Consider the following 25,945-nt stretch of genomic DNA (forward strand, 5'->3'; position numbering starts at 1 on the left):
GTTATTGCTGTGTGTTTTTAAATTTGGCACTTTTAAGGCAATCCATGCATTTTTTATTGGTATTTCTACTCTCTTCCATACTACTGTATACGATGTAGAAGCATATTGAGTAATGCAACCGCATTATTGTGCTCAGTTTCTTTAGAAGCAAACAGCAGGGTTACTTGTTGTTGTTTTGCTTTTTCTTTAATGGAATCGAGTAAATCGTGCTTGTCTTCCAATTCTTTTGCATAACGTTTTTGAAATTCCGTCCATTTTTGATCATCATGGTTAAACCACTTGCGTAACGAATCACTAGGTGCAATCTCTTTAAGCCACAAATCAATAGCAGCATCGTCTTTCTTAACGCCACGTGGCCACAATTTATCTACCAGTATTCTAAATCCATCTGTCTTTTTAGGCGCCTCATAAATTCTTTTGATTTCAATGTTTGGCATTTTAGAGCGCTCCTTTTTCATTGATGTCTTTAATACACCCTTTCTGTAGGTGCGATTATTTTAAAGGTTTGTGCTGCATGGCGCTAAAAATTGTATTTTATTAATTTACGAGCTACTCCTGTTTTAATGGCTGCATCTTTAACCGCTTGAGCGACATTTTTTACAACACGAGTATCAAATACGCTGGGAATAATGTAACTGCAGCTCAAATACTGCTCTTCTATAGAGTTTGCGATAGCATAAGCTGCGGCAAGCTTCATTTCTTCGTTAATCCTGGTCGCCATACAATCTAAAACACCGCGGAACATACCGGGGAAACACAATACATTATTAATTTGATTAGGGTAATCACTTCGCCCTGTTGCAACGATAGCAGCGTATTTTTTTGCATCTTCTGGCATTATTTCAGGTATAGGATTTGCCATTGCAAAGACAATTGCATCCTTATTCATTTTTTTTACATCTTTGGCCGTAATAACTCCGGGTTTTGAAACGCCAATAAAAACATCAGCTCCTTTGATTACTTCATGCACCGTACCTTGTTCAAGATTAGGATTGGTATGTTCGGCATACCATTGATGTGATGGGTGTAATCCTGGTTTACCTTGATAAAGCACACCGTCACAATCACAACCGATAATATTTTTTACGCCTAAATTGATTAGCATTTTAGTACATGCCGTACCCGCAGCACCAATGCCTACTACAACCACTTTAATCTGTTCCAGTTTTTTTTGAACCAATTTGAGTGCATTAATCATCGCAGCAGCAAGTACTACTGCTGTACCGTGTTGATCATCATGAAATACTGGGATATCCAACTCTTTTTTAAGTCGTTCTTCCACTTCAAAGCAGCGAGGAGCGGAGATATCCTCCAAATTAATTCCCCCAAATACAGGAGCAATATGTTTGATGGTGGCAACGATTTCATCCACATTTTGAGTATCCAGACAAATAGGAAATGCATCAACATTAGCAAACTCTTTAAACAATAATGCTTTTCCCTCCATAACTGGGATCGCTGCATAAGGTCCTATATTTCCCAAACCTAATACAGCGCTTCCATCTGAAACAACTGCAACCATATTTTTTTTAATAGTCAAATTAAATACATCTTCTGGTTTTTTATGAATTGCATCACAAATTCGCGCAACACCAGGTGTATAAGCAATTGATAAATCATCTCGGGTTTTTAATGGGATACGACCTTTAATTCTAATTTTCCCACCCAGATGCGCAAGAAAAGTTCGATCAGAAACTTGGAGCACCTCAACTTCAGGAATCATACTCAATTGCTTTACGATGATTTCAGCATGTTTTGGGCCGCATGTAAAAATGGTAAAATCACGAATCTGATATCCATCCTCAACACGAACAGTATCAATCGCATTGAGTTGCCCTCCTTCTTTTTCGATAACCGCTGCTAATTTACCAAAAGTTCCTGGAGTATTTTTTACGCGAGCTCTTAAAGTAATGCTGCTTGATGCCGAACAGATTCGATTGGCCATAATGACTCCATTTCTTCATGACTTCATAAGTATTTTTGTCATGCTCTTTAAAAAATTTAAGTACATTTTTTGTAATCCGTACAATTTTTTTGAATTTTATTAAGAAGATTTGATAAAATTATACTGATTCGGCTTATCTATTGTTAGGTCATGGTACGTTCATCTTGATCATCGAAGTAGGTATTTATATAACCAAAGAGAGTAATTAATTGACCATTTGATTTTAAAACAATATAATCATCCCCCCTTTTGAGCCAATTAAATTTAAACAATGCCTTTAATCCCTTTATATGAATTAGAAAATACATATTATCCAAAATTTATTGAAGCACTTGAGCTTGATCTGCACACAAGTAACCATAGTGCAGAAGTTATTCATCAAGTATTAAATCCAGCTCTTTCTTTATTGAAAGAACCTGGAAAATATACAGGTCTCAGTTTAGATCAAATCATGATAGGGACCATGAATATGGCAATAACCCTGCAAATTACCAAATATGGTACTCTTTCTCCGGAAATTGTAGAGAGCACTCTTTATGATAAATACATTCGTGAAGCTAATTATTGGTTTACAGGTTACAATACCGCATTAAACAATTATCAGGGATTATCCGATCAGGACGCATTGAGATTAGCAATCCCCATTATTGAGCGAGCTTCTAAGGGTTGCTTATATATCACCCCTTGCCTCTCCCACACTTTAAATTTATTTTTTGAGTATTACATAAAGCTTGGTAATGATTTTATTCCTCCAAATTTACCTACTGGTAATACATTTCATAAATGGAACCAAGAACAATTTTTGTGTTTTAACACAATTTATTCTTCTTCTTTATTGAGTCACTCTTTATTTGCAGTGAAAGCGTATAGATTGCCTACAACAAATCTTCCTGAAGACTTACAGGATGAATTAAATATCTTGAGCGCTGCAGATGAAGTAGATGAAGAAGATGATGCAGATAAAATAACTTCACCTTCATGTTGTAATATTATCTAAAAATAAAAAATTCCTTTATTGTTTCGATTCATCGTGCAAGAATTTCAATTTCGCATGTTTAGAATTATTGATGCTCTTGATAAATTAATAGAAGAGCATCATTCGTTAAAACACTACAGATATTATAGGAACCCTTCATGCATCACATAATAATGGACATTCTCTTTTCATTGATAACCCAACACACAAATCAAACATCCTAATGTTGGGTCAAAATGATCAACCTAGGCCTGCTATAATTGAAATAATACAATTAGATTGGAACTATCATGTATGCCAAATACGAGCTTCCTCCGGTTGTGTTATATGAAAGCCATGCAGATAGAGCAACAAGCGAATTTCTTATCAAACATCTACCTCATTTAAAAAAAACAGGTTATACCACAATTTGTGTCGATGGAATGGAGCCTGGAGCATCGCTGGAGCAAAATATTACAATAATAAAAACGCTCATCTGTATACAAGTAAAAAAAGTAGAGCAACTACCGCTTTCACGTCCTGAGTATACGCACGAAGCTGAAAAGTTAAGAAGCATTGTTGCTAAACTGGAACTTTTTGAGGCAATGAAAGAGCAATGTTTCAAACTTGGGGGAATTGATTTACCTGTCTCTGAGCAACTTAAAGAAAAAAGTTTAAATTCTGAAAAAAGAGAAAAAACACTGACTGATAATACCTTAAAAGAAGTTAAAAAAAATGACGGCGGGGTTATAGTTGTTCTGGGATTTGGTCATTGTATATTCCAACAAATGATTAAACGATACGCTGAAAATGCAAATCAATTCCTTTGGTTCCATATTCACAATCCGGCTAATGAAACTTTAGTTCACAAAGAATTGATTGCGGCCTATGCAAAAGGAGGTTATGGCACTTATTTTCCACTGGGGATTAATACGTTTCTAAGTTCCGATCCAAAGTTGGATACAGCGTTATGGGATCAAATAAGTGCTCATTGTTATAGTTACGAACCAGAGGAGCTTCACACATCGACCGCATCCATTTTGAAATCTCTAATAGGCCCGGAAGTTTCAGCCCATTTGCGCAAAGACGGTCAACTTCGTGTCGATGCACTTATTCCTCTCGAAAAAATTGAGCAGACACGACGAGTAAAATCCTCAGATTTCTTGACGAATCTAGGTAAAACCTTAGGCGGTAAGATTCCCTATGAAGTGACAAGCATCAAGAAAACGAATCAAGTGATTATTCGTGGTATTAATGAGCCCGAAATAGCCGAACAAATTAGTAGATTATCAACCAAAAAGTAAAACTCAAGTCGTTTCCTGGCATCATTGAGGAATGCAAGAATAAGAAGATTGAATAATTAAAAACAGAAAATCAATAGGTTACATTACAGCTCGTTTATTGAATTATCTGCTTCAAATTCACGAATATCCCCCAAATAACGTGCAAAAATAACCGGTGCTGACTGGACAGTTATTCAGCCATATTATGGATTAATATGGCTGAATAAAACCAATTCAGTTTGTATTTTATGTTACATTGGTTGTGGTGCAGAACTGTTCTCCTCAATTTGTGCCAGAATATCATGAAGCCCTTCATCTTGTTCAATGATTGAAACATAAGCAGGGTATTCCTCTTTTAACTCGCTAACATCGATTTTATTACTTAAAACTTCGATCAATAGTTTTGCAGCTAAAATTTGCTCATTGCAGCATTTCAGCTTTGATTTCATTTCCTCTTGTTCATTCCTATAAAATTGCTGCACAAAGAGACTAAATTTCGTAAGAATGCTGGTAGGTTCTGTTGAGAGGGTATCAAGTGCTTGCACAATGGCTTCGGCCTTTTGGGATTGTTCCTGAATGTATTGTTTTAATTCCTGAATCAGAAAAAACCGGCGCGTGAAATAGATGCATTGAGGGTGATCAGCCCAGATTCCAATTCCTTGATTGTAATAATCATGTTGAAAACCCATTAATTCAGCCCAGTTGTCCCGTTCTTCCTGAGATGCAAAAGCAATAGCCAGTTCATGTCCAGCATTGGCTGAATAAACACCATGATCACCAACGCCCTTGGAGCTTTTCATGATAATTTGATGATTTTTCGGATCAAGATGCACCATGTGATGGAACGGCTGCAGGTTCGATTGATAAAATTTATCAATAAGGGATGGATCATTGGGACAAGAAATACTGATGCTTGGAGTATTGTTCCAGCTTCCTTTGCAAATAAGCTGGGGAACAATACTGGCAGCATAAGTATTCTTAACGGATTCTCTTACTGTGTTTATGTAAGCGCTGACCTCTTCGGGCTTTTGATCGACAGAGTCTGCAAAAATTCTATTGATTAGGTCCGCAGGTAATTTGGATAAGTTCGATTCTGGCTGCATCGAACCTTGGATCAACACCATTGCCAGATTGGTAGGATCATAGTTCCAATCTAATTCCAAGGGAAAATGATAATCCAGTCCAAAATCTTTGGGAATATGCCCTGCAGAAACCATCAATTCGAATAGCTCCATGGTAAGTGCTATACCCAAGTCTCCATAGTTTCCACTTGATAGATCTTTCCATTGTGGTGTACGAGTGGGTAAATTCTTTGCAATGATATTTAGAATCTTATAAATGTATCACTCATTAAATTTCAAAATTACATCTGGTACTATATGAGCTTGATCTTCCCCAGGGAGGCAATAAAACCAGCTGTCATTTTCTTTGAAAAGACAAATTTCATGGCGTTCCAAATTTTTACTTGTTTTGTGCAAAGAAACGATTAAATGACGCTCCAAGCTCAATACATCGAGCACCATACGTTTCATCTGGTCAGATTGAATTTGACTTCCTTGGGGTAATTCAAAGGCGTTTTCATAAACGGTACCTTCCGCTTTTTTTGCACCGTTCACAGTAGAGGATGGAAATTGGACCTCTACTATATAAGTCGCAAGATTACTATCAAAGAATACAGACGTTGCTTCCTGACCACAGGTACTGGTACGTTCCATTTTTTTAGTAAATAAAACGGGGCAGATTTTAGACTGTTCATTAATCGCTATTTCAATAGCCTGATATGGATTTTCATTAAATTCCTCGACAGAAACAAAAATATCAATAGTAGGTGACATTTCTTTTTTCTGCATCTGGTAATGGTATACATCATTATTTACAACGCGAATGGTGATCCAGCCACTGCTCATTCCCTCAACAGCCGGGGATGGCTTTATTGATTCATGTTTCATTATTGCCATGGTCAATACTCCTAAAAAAAATTTAAAACTACTACTTCAAGAGCAGCGGAACTTGTTTTAACAGGAGATAAAGTAAGACTTGATGGATTAAAACGAGTCGTTTTATCACTGAATTAAAATCTTAAGGACTAAACAAACCTGAATTTATTTATTCCTGACCTTTATCTCAGCGACAAACCCGTTTATTCATTAAAACTAGATAATCAGTTCTCCAACTATCCTTAGGGGAGAAGATAAGTCGTTGTATTTCAAGTTTCGATTCAGATTGAAGCCAGAAGCCAACTCGAAATTAACGCCAATTGTAACAAAATAAATCCATTTGATCAAATTAATGATTATTCTATCTCTATCTCAAAAAGTTGCAACTTGAAGTCCGTTTATCAAGTAACAATTATCAAGGACAAAGATCAACTGATTAGTCGAGGTATTAATGAGCCCAAAGTAGTGGAACAAATTAGTAGATTATCAACCAAAAAGTAAAAATCATTCCTTGAAAAATTTGTATAATGATTTATCCGCTAATGTTTTCAATAATGTGATTTGATTATGAAAGTCGTTCGGCAAAAAAATTGAGTAAAAATAGACATTTATTTATCGCTGAATGTATAAATAAATAATCGAAAATTGAAACTAAGAACCCACCATGAACAATAAGTCAAATTCAATTGTATCAAAAATACCGATAAGCATCTGGATTTTAGGATTTGTCAGTATGCTAATGGATATTTCATCAGAAATTATTCATAGCTTACTGCCATTGTTTTTAACTACTACTTTAGGTGCAAGCACTTTTGCAATTGGAGTAATTGAGGGGCTAGGAGAATCCACTGCCCTGATTGTGAAAATTTTTTCAGGTGTATTGAGTGATTATTTAGGCCAACGGAAAACTCTCGCTGTTATTGGTTATACATTGGGTGCTTTATCAAAACCACTTTTTGCATTGTCACCGACTAGTGGCGTTGTTTTATTTGCCCGGGTATTCGATAGAATAGGAAAAGGAATCAGAGGCGCTCCTCGAGATGCACTGGTTGCTGATATTGCACCTTATCAACTAAGGGGCAGCTCCTTTGGGCTGCGCCAGGCACTGGATACAATAGGTGCTGTACTCGGCCCTTTGTTAGCAACCGGATTGATTTTATTTTTTGCAAATAATTTCCGAGCTGTATTCTGGGTTGCGGTCATTCCTGGAATCTTATCTGTTTTAATACTTATTTTTGGGGTAACCGAACCCAAAATACATAAGGAGAATGAGAAGCGCTTCAATCCACTTCAACGCCAAAATTTATCTCGCTTAGGTAGGGCTTATTGGTGGCTTGTTGCAATTGGAGCAATTTTCACCCTTGCTCGTTTTAGTGAAGCGTTTCTAGTGCTACGCGCAATGAATGTTGGAATGCCAATTTCTGCAGCACCTTTTATCATGGTTATCATGAATTTCACTTATGCTATTTCTGCCTATCCATTCGGAAAGCTGGCTGATCACATGAGCCATTCTAAACTGTTAATGATAGGCATAATGGTTTTAATTGTTGCCGATATACTGCTTGCAATAAATCAATGGACAGCTGTTATGGTAGGTGCTTCTCTTTGGGGGATTCACATGGGTATGACTCAAGGTTTATTGGCAGCTATGGTAGCTGACGCCTCACCTATAGATTTGCGTGGAACAGCTTATGGTTTTTTTAATTTAGCAAGTGGGTTAATGATGCTCGTGGCGAGTATGCTTGCTGGATTTTTGTGGGAATACTCAAACCCTTCTTTTACATTTTATATGGGGGCGTGCTTTTGTGTTATTGCTCTTATTGGACTTGCTGCTCGCCGTATTCATTTAAATTTATATCTATAAAACGAAGCCAAAAACGCTTTTGATCATTATTGATTCAGCCATATTATGGATTAATATGGCTGAATTAAACTCAATCAGTGTGTGTATGTTACATTGGTTGTGGTGCAGAACTGTTCTCCTCAATTTGCGCCAGAATACCATGAAGCACTTCATCGTGTTCCATGATTGAAACATAAGCAGGATATTTCTCCCTTAACCCGTCAACATCACTTTTATTATTTAGAACATCAATTAATAGTTTTGCAGCTAAAATTTGCTGGTTGCAGCATTTCAGGTTTGATTTCATTTCCTCTTGTTCATTACTATAAAATTGCTGCACAAAGAGACTGAATCTCGTAAGAATGCTGCTAGGTTCAGCTGAGAGGGTATCAAGTGCTTGCACGATGGCTTCCGTTTTTTGGTATTTTTCCTGAATGTATTGTTTTAATTCCTGAATCAGGAAAAACCTGCTCGTGAAGTAGATGCATTGAGGATGATCAGCCCAGATTCCAATTCCTTGATTGTAATAATCATGCTGAAAACCCATTAATTCAGCCCAGCTGTCACGTTCTTCCTGAGATGCAAAAGCAATAGCCAGTTCATGTCCCTCATTGGCTAAATAAACACCCTGATCGCCAAGGCCTTTGGAGCATTTCATGATAATTTGATGATTTTTCGGATCAAGATTCACCATGTGGTGGAAAGACTGCAGGCTCGATTGATAAAATTTATCAATAAGTGTTGGATCATTGGGACAAGAAATACTGATGCTTGGAGTATTGTTCCAGCTTCCTTTGCAAATCAGTTGGGGGGCAATACTAGCAGTATAGATATTCTTAACGGATTCATTTACTTTGTTTATGTAAGCGCTGACCTCTTCTGGTTTTTTATCAACAGAGTCTGCAAAAATTCTATTGATTAGGTCTGCAGGCAATTTGGATAAGTTAGATTCTTGCTGCATGGAACCTTGTATTAACATCATTGCCAGATTGGTAGGATCAGTCCGGTCTAACACCAAGGGGAAATGATAATCCAGTCCGAAATCCTTGGGAATATGCCCTGCAGAAGCCATCACCTTGAATACTTCCAGGGTAAGTGCCATAGCCAATTCTCCATATTTTCCGTTACATAGATCTATCCATTGAGGTGTACGAACGGGTAACTTCCTTGCATACACATCTAAACTATCATAGATGGATCGTTGATAAGATTCCTCAAATATATTAGGTAATATATAGGCTTGCTCTTCTCCAGATAAGCGATAAAACCAGGTGTCATTTTCTTTGAAAAGACAAATTTCATGTCGTTCCAAATTTTTACTTGTTTTGTTAAGAGCAACAATTAAATGACGCTCTAATCCCAATACATCGAGAACCATACGTTTTATCTGGTTGGATTGAATTTGGATTCCTTTGGGTAATTCAAATGCGTTTTCATAAACTGTACGTTCCTTTTTCTTTGCGCTGTTCACAGTAGATGACGGAAACTGAACCTCTACTATATAAGTCGCAAGATATATATCCATGGATACAGAAGTTTGTTCTTGGCCACAGGCACTGGTACGTTCCATTTTTTTAGTAAATAAAACGGGGCTGATTTTGGACTGTTGATTAATCGCCTGTTCAATAGCTTGAAATGGATTTTTACTAAATTCCTCGATAGAAACATAAGTATCAACAACAGCTGAAATTTCATTTAACCCCATATTGAATTGGTATACATCATTATTTACAACGCGAATGGTGAGCCAAGCACTGCTCATTCCTTCAACCGTAGGGGATGGTTTTATTGATTCATGTTTCATTATTGCCATAGTCAATACTCCTTAGAAAAAATTTAAAATTACTGCTGCACGAGCAGTGGAATTTGTTTTAACAGGAGATAAAGTAAGACTTGATGGATTAAAACGAGTCGTTTTATCACTGAATTAAAATCTTAAGGAGTAAACAAACCTGAATTTATTTATTCCTGACCTTTATCTCAGCGACAAACCCGTTTATTTATTAAAACTAGAATAATCAGTTCTCCAACTATCCTTAGGGGAGAAGATAAGTCGTTGTATTTCAAGTTTCAATTCAGGTTGAATCCTGAAGCCCACTCGAAATTGGATATATTGTACCAAAATCAAACAATTCAATCAATATAAAATCAAAAACCATTAAATTAATATAGAATGGACCTACAGTATAAAGAAATATAGCTCTCCAACCATACCAATTCTTCTATGAGGCCATGGTGTATCGCATGCGAGTGGATTGCCCTTGGCGCGATCTATATGAAGAAATTTGCCAATGATTTAGATCTACTAGATGACACAACCATAGCCCTGATCTTATAACAGACTTACTGCATCAAGTTTAAATTCGTTTGAATATTTCTTTCTTACTGCCATTAGTTTATCCAGTTAAGGACATTATCTCTTCACCGGTTGTCAAAATCTGTTGGACCACGTCACGCTAGCAAGGATTCAGCTAAAACAGCATAACCAATCCGTCAACCAAACTATTTTTGAACAGGCCTATGGACTTACAGCATAAACTCGCGGACAATAACTCGATTGTGAGACAGAACCGCGATGTCTAGTCATCATATAACGGAGGTAACAGTATGTTTGAATGGTTAAAGTCAGCTTTTAAAAAGGCTGAAAGTAATGATGGCGTTTCTGATATTACCCACCTTAAACAGCAAAAAGAAACATCAAATTATAAAGAAAGTCAAAGTACCTGGGTCTATATTTGGAATATGACTGCACAAGGTCCTGGTCATGCAGCTATCCAAATAGGCGGTTCCAAACCCAAAATGAATGAAGAAGATCCGGGAGAGTATATAAGTATTCATCCCAATAGTATTCCTTCGATGGGTCCAACTGTTGTTTTGCCCTTACCTGCGCATCTTGCTACGACACTAGCAGAGGATATGGAGTCTGAAGCGATTTCCCGAGGTAAAAGTAATATTAATGATTTCGATTCCAGACCTAATTTATCTACAGAAAACCCCGAACCATTACCTCCCGATCAAACATTTAAAATAGAAAATCTCGATACAGAAGCAATGTTAAATCATATTCATAAAATTGAAGATACTGTTCAAACAGGTAAAACAAGTTATCAGCTATTCCCTAACATAAATCTAAATGGATTTTTCAAGGATATGCCCTCTTTCATTAATCAGGACCCAATTGACGTAGAAATAAATAGGAGGCTCTCATCAAAATATGCAGAGAGCGATAATCAAACCACGAATTGCAGTGTGCTGGTTAGCGATATTTTGGATAGTGGTGGTAAGCATATCGTCAAATCAAAATTGCCTTGGGGCATATCGCCAAATGGACTATCTGACTCCTTAAATAAAGGACCATGATTTCAATAATGGTTTGTTTGGCGCCTAATTCATTTTTTAGTATATAGCATTCGCCATTTTGGGCTGTTTAGCTTGAATGGCGAATAGATCAGCATCTAACTAAAGTTATTTTTTGTTATTGTTTACAAACCTAGATTTGAATTCTTCCTTATCGATTTTCTCAAATCCTTGCTGTCTGAGTTCCGTGGGAAAAAAAGTTGGTACGAGAGGGTTCGATACAGAAACTCCAGCCGCGTTACAGATATGAGTGGATGAACTGCAACAGTTATCTACCTCGATCTTTTTTTGAACATGACTGTCGTTGTCATATACTTCAATTCCGCACATATCCTCTTTTGGTGCATTCCCATTTGTTTGTTCAAATTTCTTTCTACTTAATTGAGAGCTTTGATAAGCACTATAAGCTGCAGCAACAGGAGAAGAAAGTGGATTTATAATACCAAAAACAGCGTAATAGCGCGATCCACTCTTAACGTCATCTTCGAATTTTTTCTGGGCTTGTACCCCATTTTTATATTCCTCTGGCCTGCATTTTTTGATAAAAACATGATCAGCTTCTTCGAGGTCTTCTTTATAATCATTAGCAAGCTGCCCCCCAACCGGTACTGATCCAAAAGTGACTGCATTCACAAGGGAGCCTACTGCTCCGGGGAAGAAGCTTGTATGATTTATCTTGGTTTTTCCTTCTTGTTGTTTCACAGTTGCAACTGATACGTGACCTGGTCCATTTTTTTGATTCGTCTCTTTTACGAAAGAAGCTATATGATAATCAGTACTAGCCTTTACCATTTTTTCATCTTGTATTGTTTTCTCTTTATTACTCTTCATAATATGAACTCCAAATAATCACTATGCCCAACAATTGCATTTTAAGATAATATGATTAACAAACTATTAATTAACGATATTTTTTCATAGGCTTTACAATTTTGAAACATTGGTTTTTTGAATGGTTTTGTCGCAAAAATTTTTCCCGCTGGTAATTGCAGTTATTTTGTGGGTAGCTAAGCAGCTAACTCATAGAATTGTTCAACAAGAGTCATATTTTCTAGTTGCCACTGATTTTTTTCTCAGTATGTGGTGTATCTGAACCCATGATAAGGTTGCTTGTGCTAAATGAAAGGCCTTAATGCCGGTCATCATTTTAGTGATTTTGCTCAAAATCAGGAGAATAACCAAATCTTTTTATCTCGGATTCACTCTACTCTAGAGGGTGTATTGACAATTGGTCTTTTAGGTGCAATACAATTAAAACTACAGTTTCCAGAAAAGGAAATTCTCATGTTTCAAAAATATGAGGTTCCTATTCGCAATCACGCAATGTATGTTGAACAAAATTCCTTTTCAGGAATGGATAGAAGTAATTGCTTTGGAGATGTTCTTGATAGTATTCCTTCTAAAGTGATTATCAATGATTTGGAAAAAAACTAAGAGACTATGCCACATCTATTGGAATTAAAATTCAATATCAGGAAATTAAAGATTTTGATAACTACTTATTTACATAGCATACAAGGGCTGGTAAATAGTGAGATTCGAACCATTCATTACTTAAATTTTGGTATTGAAATGCTTGAAACCTCAGTTACTTCAACTCAATGTTTTCCTGAATTATCAGGCTCTAAATTGAATTTAAAAGGAGGAGGTAACACCTTCATAAATCAAGTAAATAAAGTGCATCAAGATGAGAGGATAGAATATACATCCTCATTGCCAACATGTGTACTGATATACAATCGAATAGGAGAAATCATGGTTCTTGAAAATCCAATGAATGTATTATTCACTACATCCAGGCTAATTATTCAGGAACCAACGCTTAATGATTTTGATAATCTGTATCAACTCCAATCAAATTCTGAAGTAATGAGTTTTATAGGTAATGGGGTACGTGACAAAAATGAAGTGAAGCTTGGATTAGAAAAAGCAATTCATCATTATCATAAACATCAATTTAGTTTAGGCTCGGTTTATACTAAAAACTCACATGAATTTATCGGTCGAGCAGGTCTGATCCACCTCAATTATGACGACAATCAACCCGAGGTTGAACTCGCTTATGCTTTATTACCTAAATACTGGGGAAACGGGTACGCCACAGAAATTACCACATCTCTAATTCAATTTGCATTTCAAAAGCTCAACTTACAAAAACTAATTGCTGTAGTACATCCTGGAAATACCTCGTCACAAAATGTATTAATCAAATGCGGGATGAGCAATACAGGAATGCTCAATTATTGGAATAAAGAGATTATGAAATTTGAAATAACCAATAAATCCTAATTATCTAATTGACTCTCATCTAAGTTTAATTCGAGTTGAATTCCCTCATGGATCCTCTCCTGCTTCAATTTGATTCCTATGCCTAACAATCTTACTGGCATACGTTTTCTCAAAAATCCTTCATGGATAAGTTGGCATAAAATATTTACATCGAGATGATCATGCACACATTCAACAGTGGTTTGCTGAAAATCATTAAATTTTAATTTAACAAAAAGAGTGTGTATCCCGAAAATGTCTCCCGCACGTTGGATTCGTGTTTCAAGACGAACCATTAATTCGGGTAGCGCAGCAAAACAAGATTCTACATCGAGTAAATCGTGTAAATAGGTTTCTTCAACACTTATTGATTTTCGAATACGCTCAGGATTAACTGGACGCTCATCAACTCCACGGGCTAAATCATAAAGTCTCTGCCCCATAACGCCAAACTCATTAAATAAATAGTCCACTGAATGGCGTTGTACATCGCCACATGTTTTAATATTCAAAGAGTTTAGTTTTTCTTCCATTTTAGGACCCACACCAAATAATTTGCGCACCGGTAAATCAATCATAAATGAAGCCACTTCTTCTGGCTTAATCACCTTTTGCCCATTGGGTTTATGCCAATCACTGGCAATTTTTGCCAAGCTTTTATTTGGCGCAATTCCTGCACTCGCAGTCAATTGTCGTGTCTGATAAATTCGCTCGCGAATTTCTTGTGCCATCCAGGTCGCACTCCCTTTACAATTGGTAGAATTCGTCACGTCAAGATAGGCCTCATCCAAAGATAAAGGTTCAATCAAATCGGTATACTCTTCGAATAAGGCCCTAATGTATTGACTTTCGCTTCGATAAACTTCCATGCGGACAGGCCGTAAGATGAGGTGGCGACATAACTTTAGTGCTTGTGCTGTGGGCATGGCTGAACGTACCCCATAAGCTCGTGCCGCATAATTGCACGTAGCAATAACCCCTCTTCGATCAGCAGCCCCTCCTACCGCGATGGGTTTATTGGCAAGCTCAGGAAAATCGCGCATTTCGATTGCGGCATAAAAACAATCCATATCAATATGAATAATTTTTCTTATTGGGCTCCTCTTTAGTTCATTCATTATACATCCTTTCAATACAAACGAACTTGAGGAACATCAGACCATCGCGTGGTATAAGCAGGTGATTTAAGCTCTGCTCGCATAGCCCAAGGTTTTGAATATCCTTCAGCTGCGAGTCGAATCGTGCTTCTTCCATACTTTTGATTGATTTGATCCAACACACTCATCAATTGCTCCGTATGATGTAAATACTCATCGCTCGGCTGATCAAAGATGTCCAATTGTCGTGGATTCTTAGGAGTCAAATCAAGAAGACTTACTCCTGCTTTTTTATAGTAATATCCTGGTTTAAAAATACGATGAAGACATCGCTTGGCGATTTTAGTAATTAATCGCAAATCATCCGTTGGATTAATCAATCGAAATTCTATGGATTGAAAATGCTGGGCCAAATCCTCACGAAACCGATTGGTATGTACAAAAACAGCAATGCGTTGCGCCAACAAATCTTGGTGACGCATTTTCTCCACCGCACGTGCACAATGACTACTTACTGATTCAGCAATCGAGGAACGTTGTGTTTGCATCTGCCCAAAACTTTTGGATGACATGATATTTTGTTTCGGCTCGACGTCTTCTAAAGCACCACAGGCAATTCCTTGAAGCTCAAGCGCGGTACGCATCAAAACAACATTAAAACTCTTCTTCAAAAGATGAGGATTGGTCATTGCCAAATCATAGGCAGTATGAATACCTCGTGCGATTAATTTATTTTCCCATTGCCGCCCTACCCCCCATACCTCCCCTACTGAAATTTGCTTTAATAATTGCTCACGATTTGATGTGATATTAAATACCGGTATCTTAAAGACCTTTTTAGAAAGATAATTGGCCGCCTTCGCTAATGTTTTAGTGGGTCCAATCCCTATAGAGGTAGGTATTCCTGTGTGCTTTAGGATTTTCTTCTGTAGCTGCTTACAAAAGGAATCATGGCTATAGGCCGGTAAGCTACTTAAATCAAGAAAGGCTTCATCAATGGAATAGATTTCCAAATGCGGCCAACTTTCTTCAATAGTACACATCACTCGATGACTGATGTTGCCATAAAGGGTGTAATTCGAGGAAAAGGCCTTTACTCCATGCTGTTTGCACAAATCTTTAATTTTAAAATAAGGCTCACCCATAGCAATTCCTAATGCCTTGGCCTCATTCGAGCGCGCAATGCAACATCCATCGTTATTGGATAAAACCACGATGGGAACATCTTTTAAGTCAGGACGAAACAATCGTTCGCAGCTCGCATAAAAATTATTGCAGTCAACTAGGGCAAACATGTTAGGCAAGCTCATGAAGAACTAAAGTCACTACCCCCCAAATCACCATTTCATCCTCCTCCGTAATATCAATGGGGTTAAACTTAGGATTGGCAGGAAGTAATTGTACCCTCCCTCTTGTTTTGGAAAGGCGTTTTACGGTAAGTTCACCATTGACCGCCGCTATTACAATTCGTCCATCAGAAGGTTCTATGCTTCTATCCACTAAAAGCCAATCACCTGAAAAAATACCCGCATCCACCATCGAATCCCCAGTAGCTTGCAAAACGAATGTAGCTGAGGGATGTTTAATGAATTTGGTATTTAAATCGAGATATCCTTCTATGTAATCATCGGCAGGTGAAGGAAATCCAGCTTGTATTTTACTTGCGAATACCGGCAATTGGTAAATCTTACGATTCTTGAGTTGCTCTAATTCAGCAAGCTGAGATAGGGAAATACGAACTGCTTTGGTAGGCTCCCCCCTAGGACGCCCTGCCCCTGCTCTTTTTCCGCCTCGTGGTGACATAATGACTCTTTTTTTGATTTGCGTACAAATATCATAGACAAGGAAAAATAAGCTGTAAATCCCTCCTAAAAGCTACACAGACAGAAATGATACTAAGTCTTAGAGAGTAATAAGAAAATTTTCTTTCAAATTTTTTTATTTGGATAATGGTTCCATTGCCAATGGATAATCAAAGTCAGCCTTATTCACTAAAGTAGTGACTCGATACCCTTCCAAATCCTCATAAGGATAAGGTTTCATCAACGCCATTAATTGCTCTTTGTCATATTGGGAGTTATTTAACCAAATAGCTTGGGCCTCTTCATCTAAAATAACAGGCATCCGATGATGCACTGACTCCATGAGTGGATTGGCATCCGTTGTAATAAGGCAACACGTATGAATCACTTCGCTATTGTGTTGCCAGGTGTCCCAAAGAGCAGCAACGGCCAACAAATCACGGTTCTTTTTTTGAAAAAAATATGGTTGTTTTACCTCTCCTTCCTGATGCCATTCATAAAACCCGCTCATGGGCATTAAACAACGCTTGGATTTCACTAGCTGACGAAAGGCCGGTTTTTCAAAAAGGGTGTCTGCACGTGCATTGATGAGACTTCCAATTTTTGTTCGGTCTCTAGCCCAAGAAGGGATAAGCCCCCATCGCAATAACACGCTTTGAATTTCATGGGCATTCGTTTCTACAAGACATACCACCTCAGCCCCTGGGGCAATATTAAATCGAGGGGCAATTTCAATCGAATTGGATAGATGAAATTGGTATTTTAACTTGTCATAAGAAGCTACATAAGCAAATCGGCCACACATCATATACTCACTGTTTATTTAAAGTGTAGTACCGCTTTATTTTTCTTGTGCATGAATGAAAAGGCACCTTGGTAAATGATGAATCATCTGATTAACTTCTAAATTCTACAAGGAGTTTGACAGACTATAAACAGACTTATCCACAGAAAATGTGCATAACTTAAATGAAATTAAGGAATTTAAAATTGATATAATTCAGACACGGTAAGGTTTTTAATATTTTACTGATTAATCGTTTATAATTTGATAAGAAAGATATCCACAGAAAAAGGATGAGGAAAAGAATTTAAACCCAGCTATCTTATACAAATAAAAAATAAAAAAACAGTCTTGACTCGCACTATTTTTACTTTTTATTTTGAGCCGCTGCTTGATTACGCTCTGTGCTTAAAAAATAATTCTTTTTAAAAAATAGAAATACAGAAATTCATGCTTATCATAGATTAGTATCACTCTTCGGAGTTGGACCTGGGGGAGTTATTGTATCAAGTTGAACATGATTTCCTACTCAATCATGGACGAACCTCTCAGGTTGGCCAGTTAAGGCAACTAGGAAAAGACGTACTCCTTTTAACAAAGCCTTTGGCAAAATTTCTTCATTACCAGAATACGGTAAGTGCAATCCTAGGAACCAAAGAAAAAGAGTAAATTAAAGCACCGATTGCCGTCTAGTCTTGCCCACGCAGAGCATGGGCAAGATAAGTTCACATTGAGATTTATGGTTTATAAAGTTTCCGATGTTGTACTTAATGACTGCAAAGCATCATTTGTAAGCGCACCATATCGTTCTAAAATACCAATAATCTCTTTCTTATTCGGAACGTTCCTATCATCCGTATTACTGATCCAATCTAATGCTGTCCAACCATTAGAGGGGGAAGGTTGATTTATATCAAAAGCCAACTTTTTACTAAATTTCAACAGTAATCGGACAAGAGGAAGACAGGCCCCAGCTGATGCTTTGCGTAATGCTAGCGCATAATCCTTATTTTCAATAGCCTTTAAAAGCGATTCGTATTGCGCATCGTCCCTACAAAATTGCTTCGCCTCAACCAAAAGATATTCATGATGGTTTGCTTTAAAAATTCCATACTTTAACACTACAGATAACTCTTTTGGCTTTTCATCCAACTCCAGCTGCGATGATTTTTTTAGAAAAATGGATAAGGCAAAAGCATCATTATCATTGAGCGTGGATTTTGTATAGTATTTTTGCCCATCAGAGCCATAGTAGTAACAAGCGGTTTCAAAGCCAGCCTTTTCGAAAACATCTAATGCAATTTCATCATCAAACCAATTGGCCGTCTGATAAAAACGATTAACTGAATATTGATATCCAGGTTTCATGAATTGGTCTAGATACTGCTCATTATCATGGCTATCAGGATGACCTATATAGCCCAAACCATAGGCATTTCCCTCAATCGGTATGGATTTTTCCACCATTTGTTCCTGATCAAATACAGATACAACCATCTTACCATCTATCTGGGAGGTATTACGGTTAATTAATGTAGCGGCATTAACACATACAAATCCAGGATATTCAAATTTTAATTTCTTGGCGTTTTCCACAGAATGCTCGATTAATTTGAGCGGATCCAAGCTTTGGAATGTTTCTGGGGAATTCATTTCAATAAAAATCATTCCTCCAGGTTTGAGAATCTTCTGAAATTGCTGTATTAGCTGATTCATCTCGCCAGGAGTTAGGAAATGTAACATTTGCGAGACCCAAATAACATCATAACGATTTTCAAATTCGGGATTTTCCAACTCTGAAAGAGCATTTTTTGCGTAGACTCTAAGAATATCTTCTAGATCCTCACCACTCCATAACTCCTTATCCATGCTATTGAGGCGCTTTTGTAATTCTTTCGCAGTAGGAACTTGCTTTTCAAAAGCATCAACTTGGGCGCCAGCTGCTAGTAATTTCCAAGTCATGGTGCCAAACCCAGCACCCAAATCAGCAACGACGGGTCTTATTCCTTGTGTAGTATAAAATTCCCGAACTGACTCCAAGCAAAGCTGCTTGGTAAGGTTTACCCCAGGAAAACTGTATCCATAGTCAATATAAGAGTTTGGATTTTTAAGAACACGTTCCTGTCTTTCGAACACTACTTGTAAACTTACTTTTTCAACAAACTCTGGTTGCACATTTGCAGGCAACCATTTCCTTACATCTCTATCAATTTTATTGTACATAATGATTTATTTTGGCTAATAAAAAGTGAGGGATTTTATCATCATACAATGAAAGAAAAAACATCTAACTGTTTTTTATGAGAGCGAACAATAAAATAATTGTTAAAAACAAATCCAGCTATCATGTAATTTATTGTTATTATGTATAAGTGCATTAACGTGATTAAAAAAGATCACCAATTTTGGGTAATACCATCGATTTACTTTGTGTATAATCCGAGGAGAAAAAACCACCCAAAAAACTATAGCAGTACAGGTAAGATCGTTTGCCTTACAACGATTCATTTGTTCCCCTTATTCGAGCGTTACGGCTTTAGCCGGGTTTCAAGAGAGTGAACCGTTCGACTAACACTAAACAATATACAGGACGTTTATTTTTTAATACATTTTTGCGGATAGGAAGATGCGTACACAACCTTTAAGACAATTCGCTAATCGACAAATAAAACAGAATAGACATGGTAAATGCCTGGCTCGTAAACACCGTGCCTACGTCATCCATAAGATAATTGATGATTTGTTTGCTATCCGGAAAATGCCTACTTAATGGCAGGCTTTCCAATCTGAGCAAGTTCATAAACTGGTGAGTTACCAGAGTGTATCTGCGCCAAAATACGAACATTCTATCAATTGTTAAATCCCATCTCATAAGGCATATTTGGAGTGACTTAGAAAATAGCTATCTGGAAAATAGGCGAATAATACTGATCCGTCTTTTATAGTATTGATTATGGATTTTGCCTGACTTGCAGCAACCGCAGGACAGCCCCATGAACATCCAGCACGACCAGCCTCTTTGATATAGGAGGGTTCCACATACCACGCCCCATGCACTACAACCCGTCGCTTGTAAGCATTAGAGTTTAAGTCTTCTTCCAAGCCATCAAGGTTTAAAGAATAACCATTATGGCCAATGTATGTCCCTTCGGTAATATAGGTTCCGAGGCTTGATTGCTTACCACTTATTTCGTTAGAAAACTTATAGGGGACAGGGCCGTTTCCTGAATTCTGACCATGTGCAACATAGGTTTTAAGGACTAACGTATCCTTCTGCATATCAAAAATCCACATTCGATGTTGATTGGATGGGACAGAGAAGTCGATAATAGTTAACATTGTGTTTTTAACTTTGCCTTGCGCAAAAGCTTTTTTATAGGCTCTTAAAGCCAGCTTAATCACATCTTTGCTTAATTTGGGATCGGCCTGGGTTAGTTTTTTGATTTCTATATCTATTTGATCAGTAGGGGTAATTTCTTTTTGCCCTATGTACTTGTTTGAAGTTGAATATTGATTTTCTAATACTTGGTTTAATAAAAAAGCGATTTGAGAAATCATAATGCCTCACGTTCTCTTGAATTAAAAATAAAGTCTCGAATAATGGAGGATCACACCTCACCATAAACATGAAACCATTTGAAATAGACTAGATTTTTTTTGAACTTTTGAGGTCACTTTAACGATGATTGAACATCTTTATTTTTGCAACAGCCAGAAGTATTTTTTTCAATTCTATAACAAGCTTGAAATAATTAAGAAAGATCTTGTAGTTCGTTCCTATTTATAAAAACATTCTTTAAGTGTAGCACAACAAATCAAGTTGAATTAAATAAAATCAATTAATGAGGGGTGTGGAAATAAAATCAGTGATAAGGACATTGAGCTTGAAAAAAATCTGTTTATTCATCAGCAACAGTAACAATATATTTTGATCTGTTATTTTGATTATGAGTCTTTTACTCGTGATCTTTTTTAAGTGATTATTGTTTGGTGGATGTTAATGGACAAACTTATGTTTTTTCTTCTTACTGAGCCTCTTTAAGGGGCTCTTGTCTGTATGGTGATTGCCTTAATCCAATGCAATAAAATCTGACGGTTCCCTATCAATAAACTGTTTGATTAATTGTTGCCAAAAAGGACGATACAAACAATTAAATAAAGGATGTGAATCATCAACAGGAAAACAAGGTCCATGATTTACTTCTAGCAGCCAAAGTTTATTCCCCTCTGCTTCAACCATAAAATCAAAACCAAAACAAGCAATTCGAGGTTGGCTATCTTCCCAAACAGTGGCAAATTGATTTTTCAATGCATTGACCAAAAGTTGGCAGATGGAAATAATATTCATCTTGTAGGGTTGAAAAATTGCTATCTCATCGCTTAAGCGTTGCACTACATTCAGCCGTTCATCACTCAGATGTTCATTGGTAAGATGAGCTTCCAGTAGGTTGAAATTATCTTCTTGATAAGGTTTTAATGCAATATTCAAATAGCCGCTAGGAAAAAGGGCTGAACCAACATGTGTAGATACCACGACCAACTCTCGAATTGAAAATTTATGCCCAAAGATGGGTCCCTGAATTAATTGAGGTTTAACAATATAACGTTGCAAAACTTGGGGGCCTCCCATGCGCTGATGAGAAAGAAAATGTGCCTCAATGGCGTTTAAGTCATGAAATATATGAATATGTTGTCCATTATTTAACATGGATGGTTTTAATATCCAAGGCGTGTTGGCAGGATGTGAGTTACTGATATTCGTCAAAACACTAGGCCAAATCTCATCATCGATATAAAAAGTCTCCGGCATCAAATAGTCAAGCTGATTTGCTTGTAGAAAAGCGGCAAGCAGATGCTTATACTCCAAGGTTTGGCTAATCAGCGGTGAAAAATGGAGCCATTCCTCATTCACCGACGCCAGCGCAGAAAACTTGCTTGGCTTCCATCCCTCGGCTTTCAAAAAGCGAGCTAAATTAGCATGAGTTGGCGTTTTGTCCTCTACTAAATGAAATTTCCTCATAACTTTTGATATTAATTTTATCGGTTCTGTATTCTATAAAACAAGTATAGTCCTCATTAAATGAATCCGAAATACATGATATAGATAAAGATTGTCATACTTATTCGCCCCTTGCGTTTGGTAACAATTTTAATTTGAGGCAATTCGCGATTCGAATATGAGCGATAACACTTAATACCCCCTTAATTTTGATCATTTATAATACATTGTGCTCAGCAGAGAATCATGGTGTATTATGCAAACTAAAAATGAAATCGAAAGTGTCCAAACTACTTCAAAAATAGTGGTAAATTATCACAAGCATCCCGAAGTGGGTGGTACCGGCCATGTTTCAATAGAAGCTACTCATGAGGGTAGAACACGCGTGATTAGTGTTTATCCAAATGATAAGTTATCTGTACTAACACCACTTGCAATTTCATCGATGTACGTTTTTCCTACTAAAGCAGTAAATCATAGTTCCCCATCTAGCTCGGACAGTCCTATTCATGCTACTTACGATATTACTGACAAAATAGAGAATATGGATGCGGCTATGGAAGAGATAGAAAACTTATACGAATTAATGAATTCAGGCCGCGCTTCCTTTAGCTTAACACCGTGCTCAATAACACAAACTACAACCGCAATTTTGAACAGTAATACTTCAACCACCAATATGTTGCTAGGCCTTAAGGTGTGTGATAGAAATCTCATGGAGTATGAAATTTCAACTGTTGAAGTAATTAATTGTGCCGAAGCAGTGAGTAGAATCCTAGAAGCAGGTGGTATGAAGAGGCCCTCTGGCATAATGTCCTTTCCTACCCCATCCAGCATTAATAGTCATTTTGCTTCCCTATGTGAAAATATAGCAAAAACAGATTCAGCTAAAGAGCAAAGTTTGGAATGTATCGAAGAAGTTCCAGAACAAAGTCAAACGATCTCTACTGAGGAAAATCCTGGTTTGTTTACACGCATGTTTAATTCGGTAATAGGCTTTTTTACTCCGAACGAAACTCAATACAGCACAGAGCCAACGGCTCAAAGCTCTTGTAACTACAATTATGATTGGTCCTCTCATCATAGTGGGTTTACCGATGAGCCTGAGAAAGTAGAAGTAGAAGTGCAGGTAGAAATATCATCAACAGAACAAGAATCAACATCTGATTTAGAGTTTCGCAATGAGGATAGAACTTCTCCAAAAGCTTCAGAATGCTCTGAGTCCTTTTTTAGTACAGAATCGATTACTGCACAAAGGGAAGAAGAATCTGATTTGGACTACTGTTCAAGATACGATTCCATGGTGAATTAAAAGGCTTATATGGCTCAATTAAAATCTGACGCCCTTTAGAGGGCGTTATGTTTTGTGCTAGTAGATGTCTTTAATCGTTTTCATTAAGGCATGCCTTGTAACCAATTCCATTGTTCCATACAATCCATTTAACTAAGATGTTCTTCGCATCAACAGCATTAATTTGGTTTGCTGTTTAAATAACCAATAAAGGGAGGAATCCTTTATGCGCAGTAAAAAGGAAAACACCTATACAAAACCAATCCAATTAGAAAATCCGCAGGAGGATGATTCAGTCACCATTTTTGTTTGGTCCACTGGATTGAATAGCCTTGGCCATGTTTCAATGAAATTTAGCGATAATCCAGGACATTATTTGAGTATCTGGCCCAAATCAACCCCTGCTGGAGGACTTACGTCAATATGGCCATTAAAAGCCACTTCAGCGACAAAACTAGAAGATGATTGCCTGCAAGAAGCAATTAGACCAACAGAGGATTTTGCAAATCTAATGGAGCCCTTTGAGATTGTACCTTTACAACCTGATAAAGTATTTGTAGTACATGGGCTTGATAAACAAAAAATGATAAATGAGTTTACTCGGATAAAAAATGGATTTGATACAGGCGAAGTGTGTTACCAACTTCTACCCGGAGTAAAAGCTTCTGACTTTATCCACCGCATTTTATTAGGAAATCCAAAACATACAGAAGTATATAACTGTGTTACGCTTACAGGACACTTATTAGAGGCAGGAGGTAAATCTCTGATCAATGATCCTTGGGCAACTCCATCTAATTTTGCAGAACAATTAGATAATCTAGATCAAGTAACCTCACTCAATCCAGCTGCAATTGACACTAAAAACCAAAGCATCCATGAAGACGCGCCTAAAACTCAAGCGGAACCAGCAGCTATTTCTGTCAGGAAGAGACTGACAAATCGGTGGTTTAGCGATGATAATTTTGATGATTATACAAGTAGCCATGAAGCATCAGATACTCGTCCGGAAGTTCCAGAATTGGTACCAATGAGAGAGGATACGCCCAGTCCAAGAGTTGCAGAATCTTCACTTTCTTTTTTTGGCAATGGAAATAACGCTTCACAATCCTTTTTGCAAAAAAGAAACGAGGAATCTGATTCAAGTTATCTGCAAAGAATGGATTTCATACTCAATTAAAATTCATGTCGGGCCCATGCCCGACTCTTTCGGCTGTCCAGAACAAAGATTAATAGCACAAGATTAATAGGCCAGAGCCTGCCCCCCTAGGTTCCATTTTTTCCGTCATGGCGATAATGAAATGAGTTTAAATGAAGGGGCTCAGGAAGCATCCCTTAAGCAAGCCAGACGCCTTTTAGATTAATATTAATCAGTTTTTCCCAAGTTTCTTCAGTAACATCAGCTATTTTTTCGGGTTTTTGTTCAATGCCGGCATTATTAAATGCATAATCTAATTGACCATAGACCTTGATAACATTATTTATAAGAGATTGATGATCGCAATATTGACTAACATCACATTTGAAATAAGCAGCGCTTCCACCATTTTGAATAATAAAATCTCTCGTTTCTTCGCCTTTTTCTGAAATATCGGCGATAACAACTGAAATATTATTTCTAGCAAACTCAATTGCTGCTTCTTTACCAATCCCAAATGCTGCTCCGGTGATTAAAGCAACTTGCTTATCGTTCATTCTCAAAATTACGGCCCTCGTTCCTTAATTAAACCATCAGCAAATGCACTTCTTCAGCTTTTTTTGAATTATTTTTAGCTCTTGCCTGAATGAAACTTAATTCATCAGTTTGCATAATTATTACCAAATCAATCATTCCTTCAGCTAGTTTGTATTTTCAAACTAAATATCCACTTCTTCATCTCGGGGCTAAGGAAATAATAGAACCGTTAACCTACATAAGGAGAAAATATAATGGTAACGATAGATTATCTTCTTTAGAATAATGAAATTTCTCGACAGCACTCAAACCAAACACAAGACACTGACAATTTATTAATCAAGGGGACCTGATTTAGATCTAATATAATACTTAAGTGGGTTAACGGTTCAATTACTCCCTTAGCCCCAAATTGTAAACAGTAATTTGCATCCTGATTCGGAAGAATTTTCAATATCGAAGCGCTAATAGAAATTTCTTCTTGGGCATTCAAAGAAAAAATATACATATCTGACTTAGCATACAAATCAGTACTAAACGAAATATCAACGACGCAAAAATGAGCGCTTTTTTAAGAAAAAAAAGCGGCCGTAAAGCCGCTTTTCAAGAATAAAACCCTGGCGATGACCTACTTTCACATGAGGAGACCTCACACTATCATTGGCGCGGGCTCGTTTCACTTCTGAGTTCGAGATGGAATCAGGTGGTT

General features: G+C 37.2%; 23 protein-coding genes, 1 rRNA gene and 1 pseudogene. 10 read left to right on the forward strand and 15 right to left on the reverse strand.

All coding sequences use genetic code 11. From position 1 onward, the window contains the following. Nucleotides 1–80: 80 nt before the first annotated feature. Together ELY20_RS04555 and ELY20_RS04560 are read right to left on the reverse strand one after the other, a co-directional pair. Complete coding sequence (locus tag ELY20_RS04555) at nucleotides 81–437, reverse strand: DUF488 domain-containing protein (protein WP_110141375.1); 357 nt, start codon at nucleotides 435–437, stop codon at nucleotides 81–83. Between the two features lie 83 nt (nucleotides 438–520). After that, a complete protein-coding gene (locus ELY20_RS04560; protein ID WP_110141374.1) occupies nucleotides 521–1,945 on the reverse strand; it encodes an NAD-dependent malic enzyme in 1,425 nt (474 codons plus the stop codon). Between the two features lie 271 nt (nucleotides 1,946–2,216). On the opposite strand from ELY20_RS04560, the gene ELY20_RS04565 reads away from it, so the two are divergent. Both ELY20_RS04565 and ELY20_RS04570 read left to right on the forward strand, forming a co-directional pair. After that, the gene (locus ELY20_RS04565) at nucleotides 2,217–2,942 is read left to right on the forward strand and encodes a hypothetical protein (RefSeq protein ID WP_110141373.1); all 726 of its coding nucleotides are present in this window, start codon (nucleotides 2,217–2,219) and stop codon (nucleotides 2,940–2,942) included. 269 nt (nucleotides 2,943–3,211) lie between these two features. After that, nucleotides 3,212–4,204, forward strand: coding sequence for a hypothetical protein (locus ELY20_RS04570; protein ID WP_110141372.1), 993 nt, complete (start codon nucleotides 3,212–3,214; stop codon nucleotides 4,202–4,204). A 230-nt stretch (nucleotides 4,205–4,434) separates the two neighbouring features. Here the strand turns inward: ELY20_RS04570 and ELY20_RS04575 are convergent, their stop codons facing one another. Together ELY20_RS04575 and ELY20_RS04580 are read right to left on the reverse strand one after the other, a co-directional pair. Further along, the gene (locus ELY20_RS04575) at nucleotides 4,435–5,436 is read right to left on the reverse strand and encodes a hypothetical protein (protein ID WP_126955321.1); all 1,002 of its coding nucleotides are present in this window, start codon (nucleotides 5,434–5,436) and stop codon (nucleotides 4,435–4,437) included. A gap of 90 nt (nucleotides 5,437–5,526) precedes the next feature. Further along, nucleotides 5,527–6,141 carry a hypothetical protein gene (locus ELY20_RS04580; protein ID WP_110141370.1) on the reverse strand — a complete coding sequence of 205 codons (615 nt, stop codon included), beginning with the start codon at nucleotides 6,139–6,141 and terminating at the stop codon, nucleotides 5,527–5,529. Nucleotides 6,142–6,784: 643 nt separating this feature from the next. Here ELY20_RS04580 and ELY20_RS04585 point away from each other — a divergent pair. Further along, the gene (locus ELY20_RS04585; protein ID WP_110141369.1) at nucleotides 6,785–7,984 is read left to right on the forward strand and encodes an MFS transporter; all 1,200 of its coding nucleotides are present in this window, start codon (nucleotides 6,785–6,787) and stop codon (nucleotides 7,982–7,984) included. A gap of 88 nt (nucleotides 7,985–8,072) precedes the next feature. Here ELY20_RS04585 and ELY20_RS04590 read toward each other — a convergent pair whose 3' ends face one another. After that, nucleotides 8,073–9,776 carry a hypothetical protein gene (locus ELY20_RS04590; RefSeq protein WP_110141368.1) on the reverse strand — a complete coding sequence of 568 codons (1,704 nt, stop codon included), beginning with the start codon at nucleotides 9,774–9,776 and terminating at the stop codon, nucleotides 8,073–8,075. A gap of 794 nt (nucleotides 9,777–10,570) precedes the next feature. Between ELY20_RS04590 and ELY20_RS04595 the strand changes: the two genes are divergently transcribed. Further along, entirely contained in the window at nucleotides 10,571–11,323 is a 753-nt protein-coding gene (locus ELY20_RS04595; RefSeq protein ID WP_110141367.1) for a hypothetical protein, read from the forward strand. Nucleotides 11,324–11,428: 105 nt separating this feature from the next. Here the strand turns inward: ELY20_RS04595 and ELY20_RS04600 are convergent, their stop codons facing one another. Continuing rightward, a complete protein-coding gene (locus ELY20_RS04600) occupies nucleotides 11,429–12,151 on the reverse strand; it encodes a hypothetical protein (RefSeq protein ID WP_110141366.1) in 723 nt (240 codons plus the stop codon). 288 nt (nucleotides 12,152–12,439) lie between these two features. Here ELY20_RS04600 and ELY20_RS04605 point away from each other — a divergent pair, with 288 nt between their 5' ends. Continuing rightward, the gene (locus tag ELY20_RS04605; RefSeq protein WP_233590489.1) at nucleotides 12,440–12,754 is read left to right on the forward strand and encodes a hypothetical protein; all 315 of its coding nucleotides are present in this window, start codon (nucleotides 12,440–12,442) and stop codon (nucleotides 12,752–12,754) included. Between the two features lie 54 nt (nucleotides 12,755–12,808). After that, complete coding sequence (locus tag ELY20_RS16955; protein WP_233590490.1) at nucleotides 12,809–13,609, forward strand: GNAT family N-acetyltransferase; 801 nt, start codon at nucleotides 12,809–12,811, stop codon at nucleotides 13,607–13,609. Here ELY20_RS16955 and dinB read toward each other — a convergent pair. The 4 genes from dinB to ELY20_RS04635 all read right to left on the reverse strand — a co-directional run bounded on the left by dinB (nucleotide 13,606) and on the right by ELY20_RS04635 (nucleotide 17,292). Then, nucleotides 13,606–14,706: a DNA polymerase IV gene (dinB, locus tag ELY20_RS04620; RefSeq protein ID WP_110141365.1), complete on the reverse strand. Its 1,101-nt coding sequence runs from the start codon at nucleotides 14,704–14,706 to the stop codon at nucleotides 13,606–13,608. The two genes, ELY20_RS16955 and dinB, sit on opposite strands and share 4 nt — an antisense overlap. Nucleotides 14,707–14,717: 11 nt before the next feature. Next, on the reverse strand, nucleotides 14,718–15,995 hold the full coding sequence (locus tag ELY20_RS04625) for a Y-family DNA polymerase (RefSeq protein ID WP_110141364.1): 1,278 nt from the start codon (nucleotides 15,993–15,995) through the stop codon (nucleotides 14,718–14,720). Next, complete coding sequence (locus tag ELY20_RS04630; protein ID WP_110141363.1) at nucleotides 15,982–16,488, reverse strand: LexA family protein; 507 nt, start codon at nucleotides 16,486–16,488, stop codon at nucleotides 15,982–15,984. Before ELY20_RS04630 ends, ELY20_RS04625 begins: the two co-directional genes overlap by 14 nt. 135 nt (nucleotides 16,489–16,623) lie before the next feature. Beyond that, nucleotides 16,624–17,292 carry an SOS response-associated peptidase gene (locus ELY20_RS04635; RefSeq protein WP_110141362.1) on the reverse strand — a complete coding sequence of 223 codons (669 nt, stop codon included), beginning with the start codon at nucleotides 17,290–17,292 and terminating at the stop codon, nucleotides 16,624–16,626. A gap of 480 nt (nucleotides 17,293–17,772) precedes the next feature. Between ELY20_RS04635 and ELY20_RS16750 the strand changes: the two genes are divergently transcribed. Further along, the gene (locus tag ELY20_RS16750) at nucleotides 17,773–17,940 is read left to right on the forward strand and encodes a hypothetical protein (RefSeq protein WP_158618863.1); all 168 of its coding nucleotides are present in this window, start codon (nucleotides 17,773–17,775) and stop codon (nucleotides 17,938–17,940) included. A gap of 75 nt (nucleotides 17,941–18,015) precedes the next feature. Here the strand turns inward: ELY20_RS16750 and ELY20_RS04640 are convergent, their stop codons facing one another. Beyond that, entirely contained in the window at nucleotides 18,016–19,494 is a 1,479-nt protein-coding gene (locus tag ELY20_RS04640; RefSeq protein WP_110141361.1) for a class I SAM-dependent methyltransferase, read from the reverse strand. Between the two features lie 403 nt (nucleotides 19,495–19,897). Here ELY20_RS04640 and ELY20_RS16960 point away from each other — a divergent pair. After that, nucleotides 19,898–20,038, forward strand: a pseudogene (locus ELY20_RS16960) (integrase); the annotation flags it as partial. A gap of 101 nt (nucleotides 20,039–20,139) precedes the next feature. On the opposite strand, the gene ELY20_RS04650 reads toward ELY20_RS16960, so the two are convergent. Together ELY20_RS04650 and ELY20_RS04655 are read right to left on the reverse strand one after the other, a co-directional pair. Then, the gene (locus ELY20_RS04650) at nucleotides 20,140–20,829 is read right to left on the reverse strand and encodes a murein L,D-transpeptidase catalytic domain family protein (RefSeq protein ID WP_110141360.1); all 690 of its coding nucleotides are present in this window, start codon (nucleotides 20,827–20,829) and stop codon (nucleotides 20,140–20,142) included. Between the two features lie 511 nt (nucleotides 20,830–21,340). Then, nucleotides 21,341–22,291: an ATP-grasp domain-containing protein gene (locus tag ELY20_RS04655; RefSeq protein WP_110141359.1), complete on the reverse strand. Its 951-nt coding sequence runs from the start codon at nucleotides 22,289–22,291 to the stop codon at nucleotides 21,341–21,343. A gap of 235 nt (nucleotides 22,292–22,526) precedes the next feature. Here ELY20_RS04655 and ELY20_RS04660 point away from each other — a divergent pair, with 235 nt between their 5' ends. After that, nucleotides 22,527–23,582, forward strand: coding sequence for a hypothetical protein (locus ELY20_RS04660; RefSeq protein ID WP_110141358.1), 1,056 nt, complete (start codon nucleotides 22,527–22,529; stop codon nucleotides 23,580–23,582). A gap of 205 nt (nucleotides 23,583–23,787) precedes the next feature. Beyond that, nucleotides 23,788–24,741, forward strand: coding sequence for a hypothetical protein (locus ELY20_RS04665; RefSeq protein WP_110141357.1), 954 nt, complete (start codon nucleotides 23,788–23,790; stop codon nucleotides 24,739–24,741). Nucleotides 24,742–24,896: 155 nt separating this feature from the next. Here the strand turns inward: ELY20_RS04665 and ELY20_RS04670 are convergent, their stop codons facing one another. Both ELY20_RS04670 and rrf read right to left on the reverse strand, forming a co-directional pair. After that, the gene (locus tag ELY20_RS04670; RefSeq protein WP_110141356.1) at nucleotides 24,897–25,256 is read right to left on the reverse strand and encodes an SDR family NAD(P)-dependent oxidoreductase; all 360 of its coding nucleotides are present in this window, start codon (nucleotides 25,254–25,256) and stop codon (nucleotides 24,897–24,899) included. A gap of 595 nt (nucleotides 25,257–25,851) precedes the next feature. Then, nucleotides 25,852–25,945, reverse strand: a 5S ribosomal RNA gene (rrf, locus tag ELY20_RS04675); the annotation flags it as partial.

Origin of the sequence: Legionella qingyii (assembly GCF_003990155.1) — a bacterium.
Taxonomy (GTDB): domain Bacteria; phylum Pseudomonadota; class Gammaproteobacteria; order Legionellales; family Legionellaceae; genus Legionella; species Legionella qingyii.

Coding starts and splice junctions, on each gene's coding strand:
- ELY20_RS04655 (WP_110141359.1), bottom strand. CDS start 22,291: ATGAGGAAATTTCATTTAGTAGAGGACAAAACGCCAACTCATGCTAAT.
- ELY20_RS04570 (WP_110141372.1), top strand. CDS start 3,212: ATGTATGCCAAATACGAGCTTCCTCCGGTTGTGTTATATGAAAGCCAT.
- ELY20_RS04595 (WP_110141367.1), top strand. CDS start 10,571: ATGTTTGAATGGTTAAAGTCAGCTTTTAAAAAGGCTGAAAGTAATGAT.
- ELY20_RS04590 (WP_110141368.1), bottom strand. CDS start 9,776: ATGGCAATAATGAAACATGAATCAATAAAACCATCCCCTACGGTTGAA.
- ELY20_RS04580 (WP_110141370.1), bottom strand. CDS start 6,141: ATGGCAATAATGAAACATGAATCAATAAAGCCATCCCCGGCTGTTGAG.
- ELY20_RS04560 (WP_110141374.1), bottom strand. CDS start 1,945: ATGGCCAATCGAATCTGTTCGGCATCAAGCAGCATTACTTTAAGAGCT.
- ELY20_RS04600 (WP_110141366.1), bottom strand. CDS start 12,151: ATGAAGAGTAATAAAGAGAAAACAATACAAGATGAAAAAATGGTAAAG.
- ELY20_RS04605 (WP_233590489.1), top strand. CDS start 12,440: ATGAAAGGCCTTAATGCCGGTCATCATTTTAGTGATTTTGCTCAAAAT.
- ELY20_RS04630 (WP_110141363.1), bottom strand. CDS start 16,488: ATGTCACCACGAGGCGGAAAAAGAGCAGGGGCAGGGCGTCCTAGGGGG.
- ELY20_RS04555 (WP_110141375.1), bottom strand. CDS start 437: ATGCCAAACATTGAAATCAAAAGAATTTATGAGGCGCCTAAAAAGACA.
- ELY20_RS04660 (WP_110141358.1), top strand. CDS start 22,527: ATGCAAACTAAAAATGAAATCGAAAGTGTCCAAACTACTTCAAAAATA.
- ELY20_RS04565 (WP_110141373.1), top strand. CDS start 2,217: ATGCCTTTAATCCCTTTATATGAATTAGAAAATACATATTATCCAAAA.
- ELY20_RS04585 (WP_110141369.1), top strand. CDS start 6,785: ATGAACAATAAGTCAAATTCAATTGTATCAAAAATACCGATAAGCATC.
- ELY20_RS04650 (WP_110141360.1), bottom strand. CDS start 20,829: ATGATTTCTCAAATCGCTTTTTTATTAAACCAAGTATTAGAAAATCAA.
- dinB (WP_110141365.1), bottom strand. CDS start 14,706: ATGAATGAACTAAAGAGGAGCCCAATAAGAAAAATTATTCATATTGAT.
- ELY20_RS04665 (WP_110141357.1), top strand. CDS start 23,788: ATGCGCAGTAAAAAGGAAAACACCTATACAAAACCAATCCAATTAGAA.
- ELY20_RS04670 (WP_110141356.1), bottom strand. CDS start 25,256: ATGAACGATAAGCAAGTTGCTTTAATCACCGGAGCAGCATTTGGGATT.
- ELY20_RS04635 (WP_110141362.1), bottom strand. CDS start 17,292: ATGTGTGGCCGATTTGCTTATGTAGCTTCTTATGACAAGTTAAAATAC.
- ELY20_RS04640 (WP_110141361.1), bottom strand. CDS start 19,494: ATGTACAATAAAATTGATAGAGATGTAAGGAAATGGTTGCCTGCAAAT.
- ELY20_RS04625 (WP_110141364.1), bottom strand. CDS start 15,995: ATGAGCTTGCCTAACATGTTTGCCCTAGTTGACTGCAATAATTTTTAT.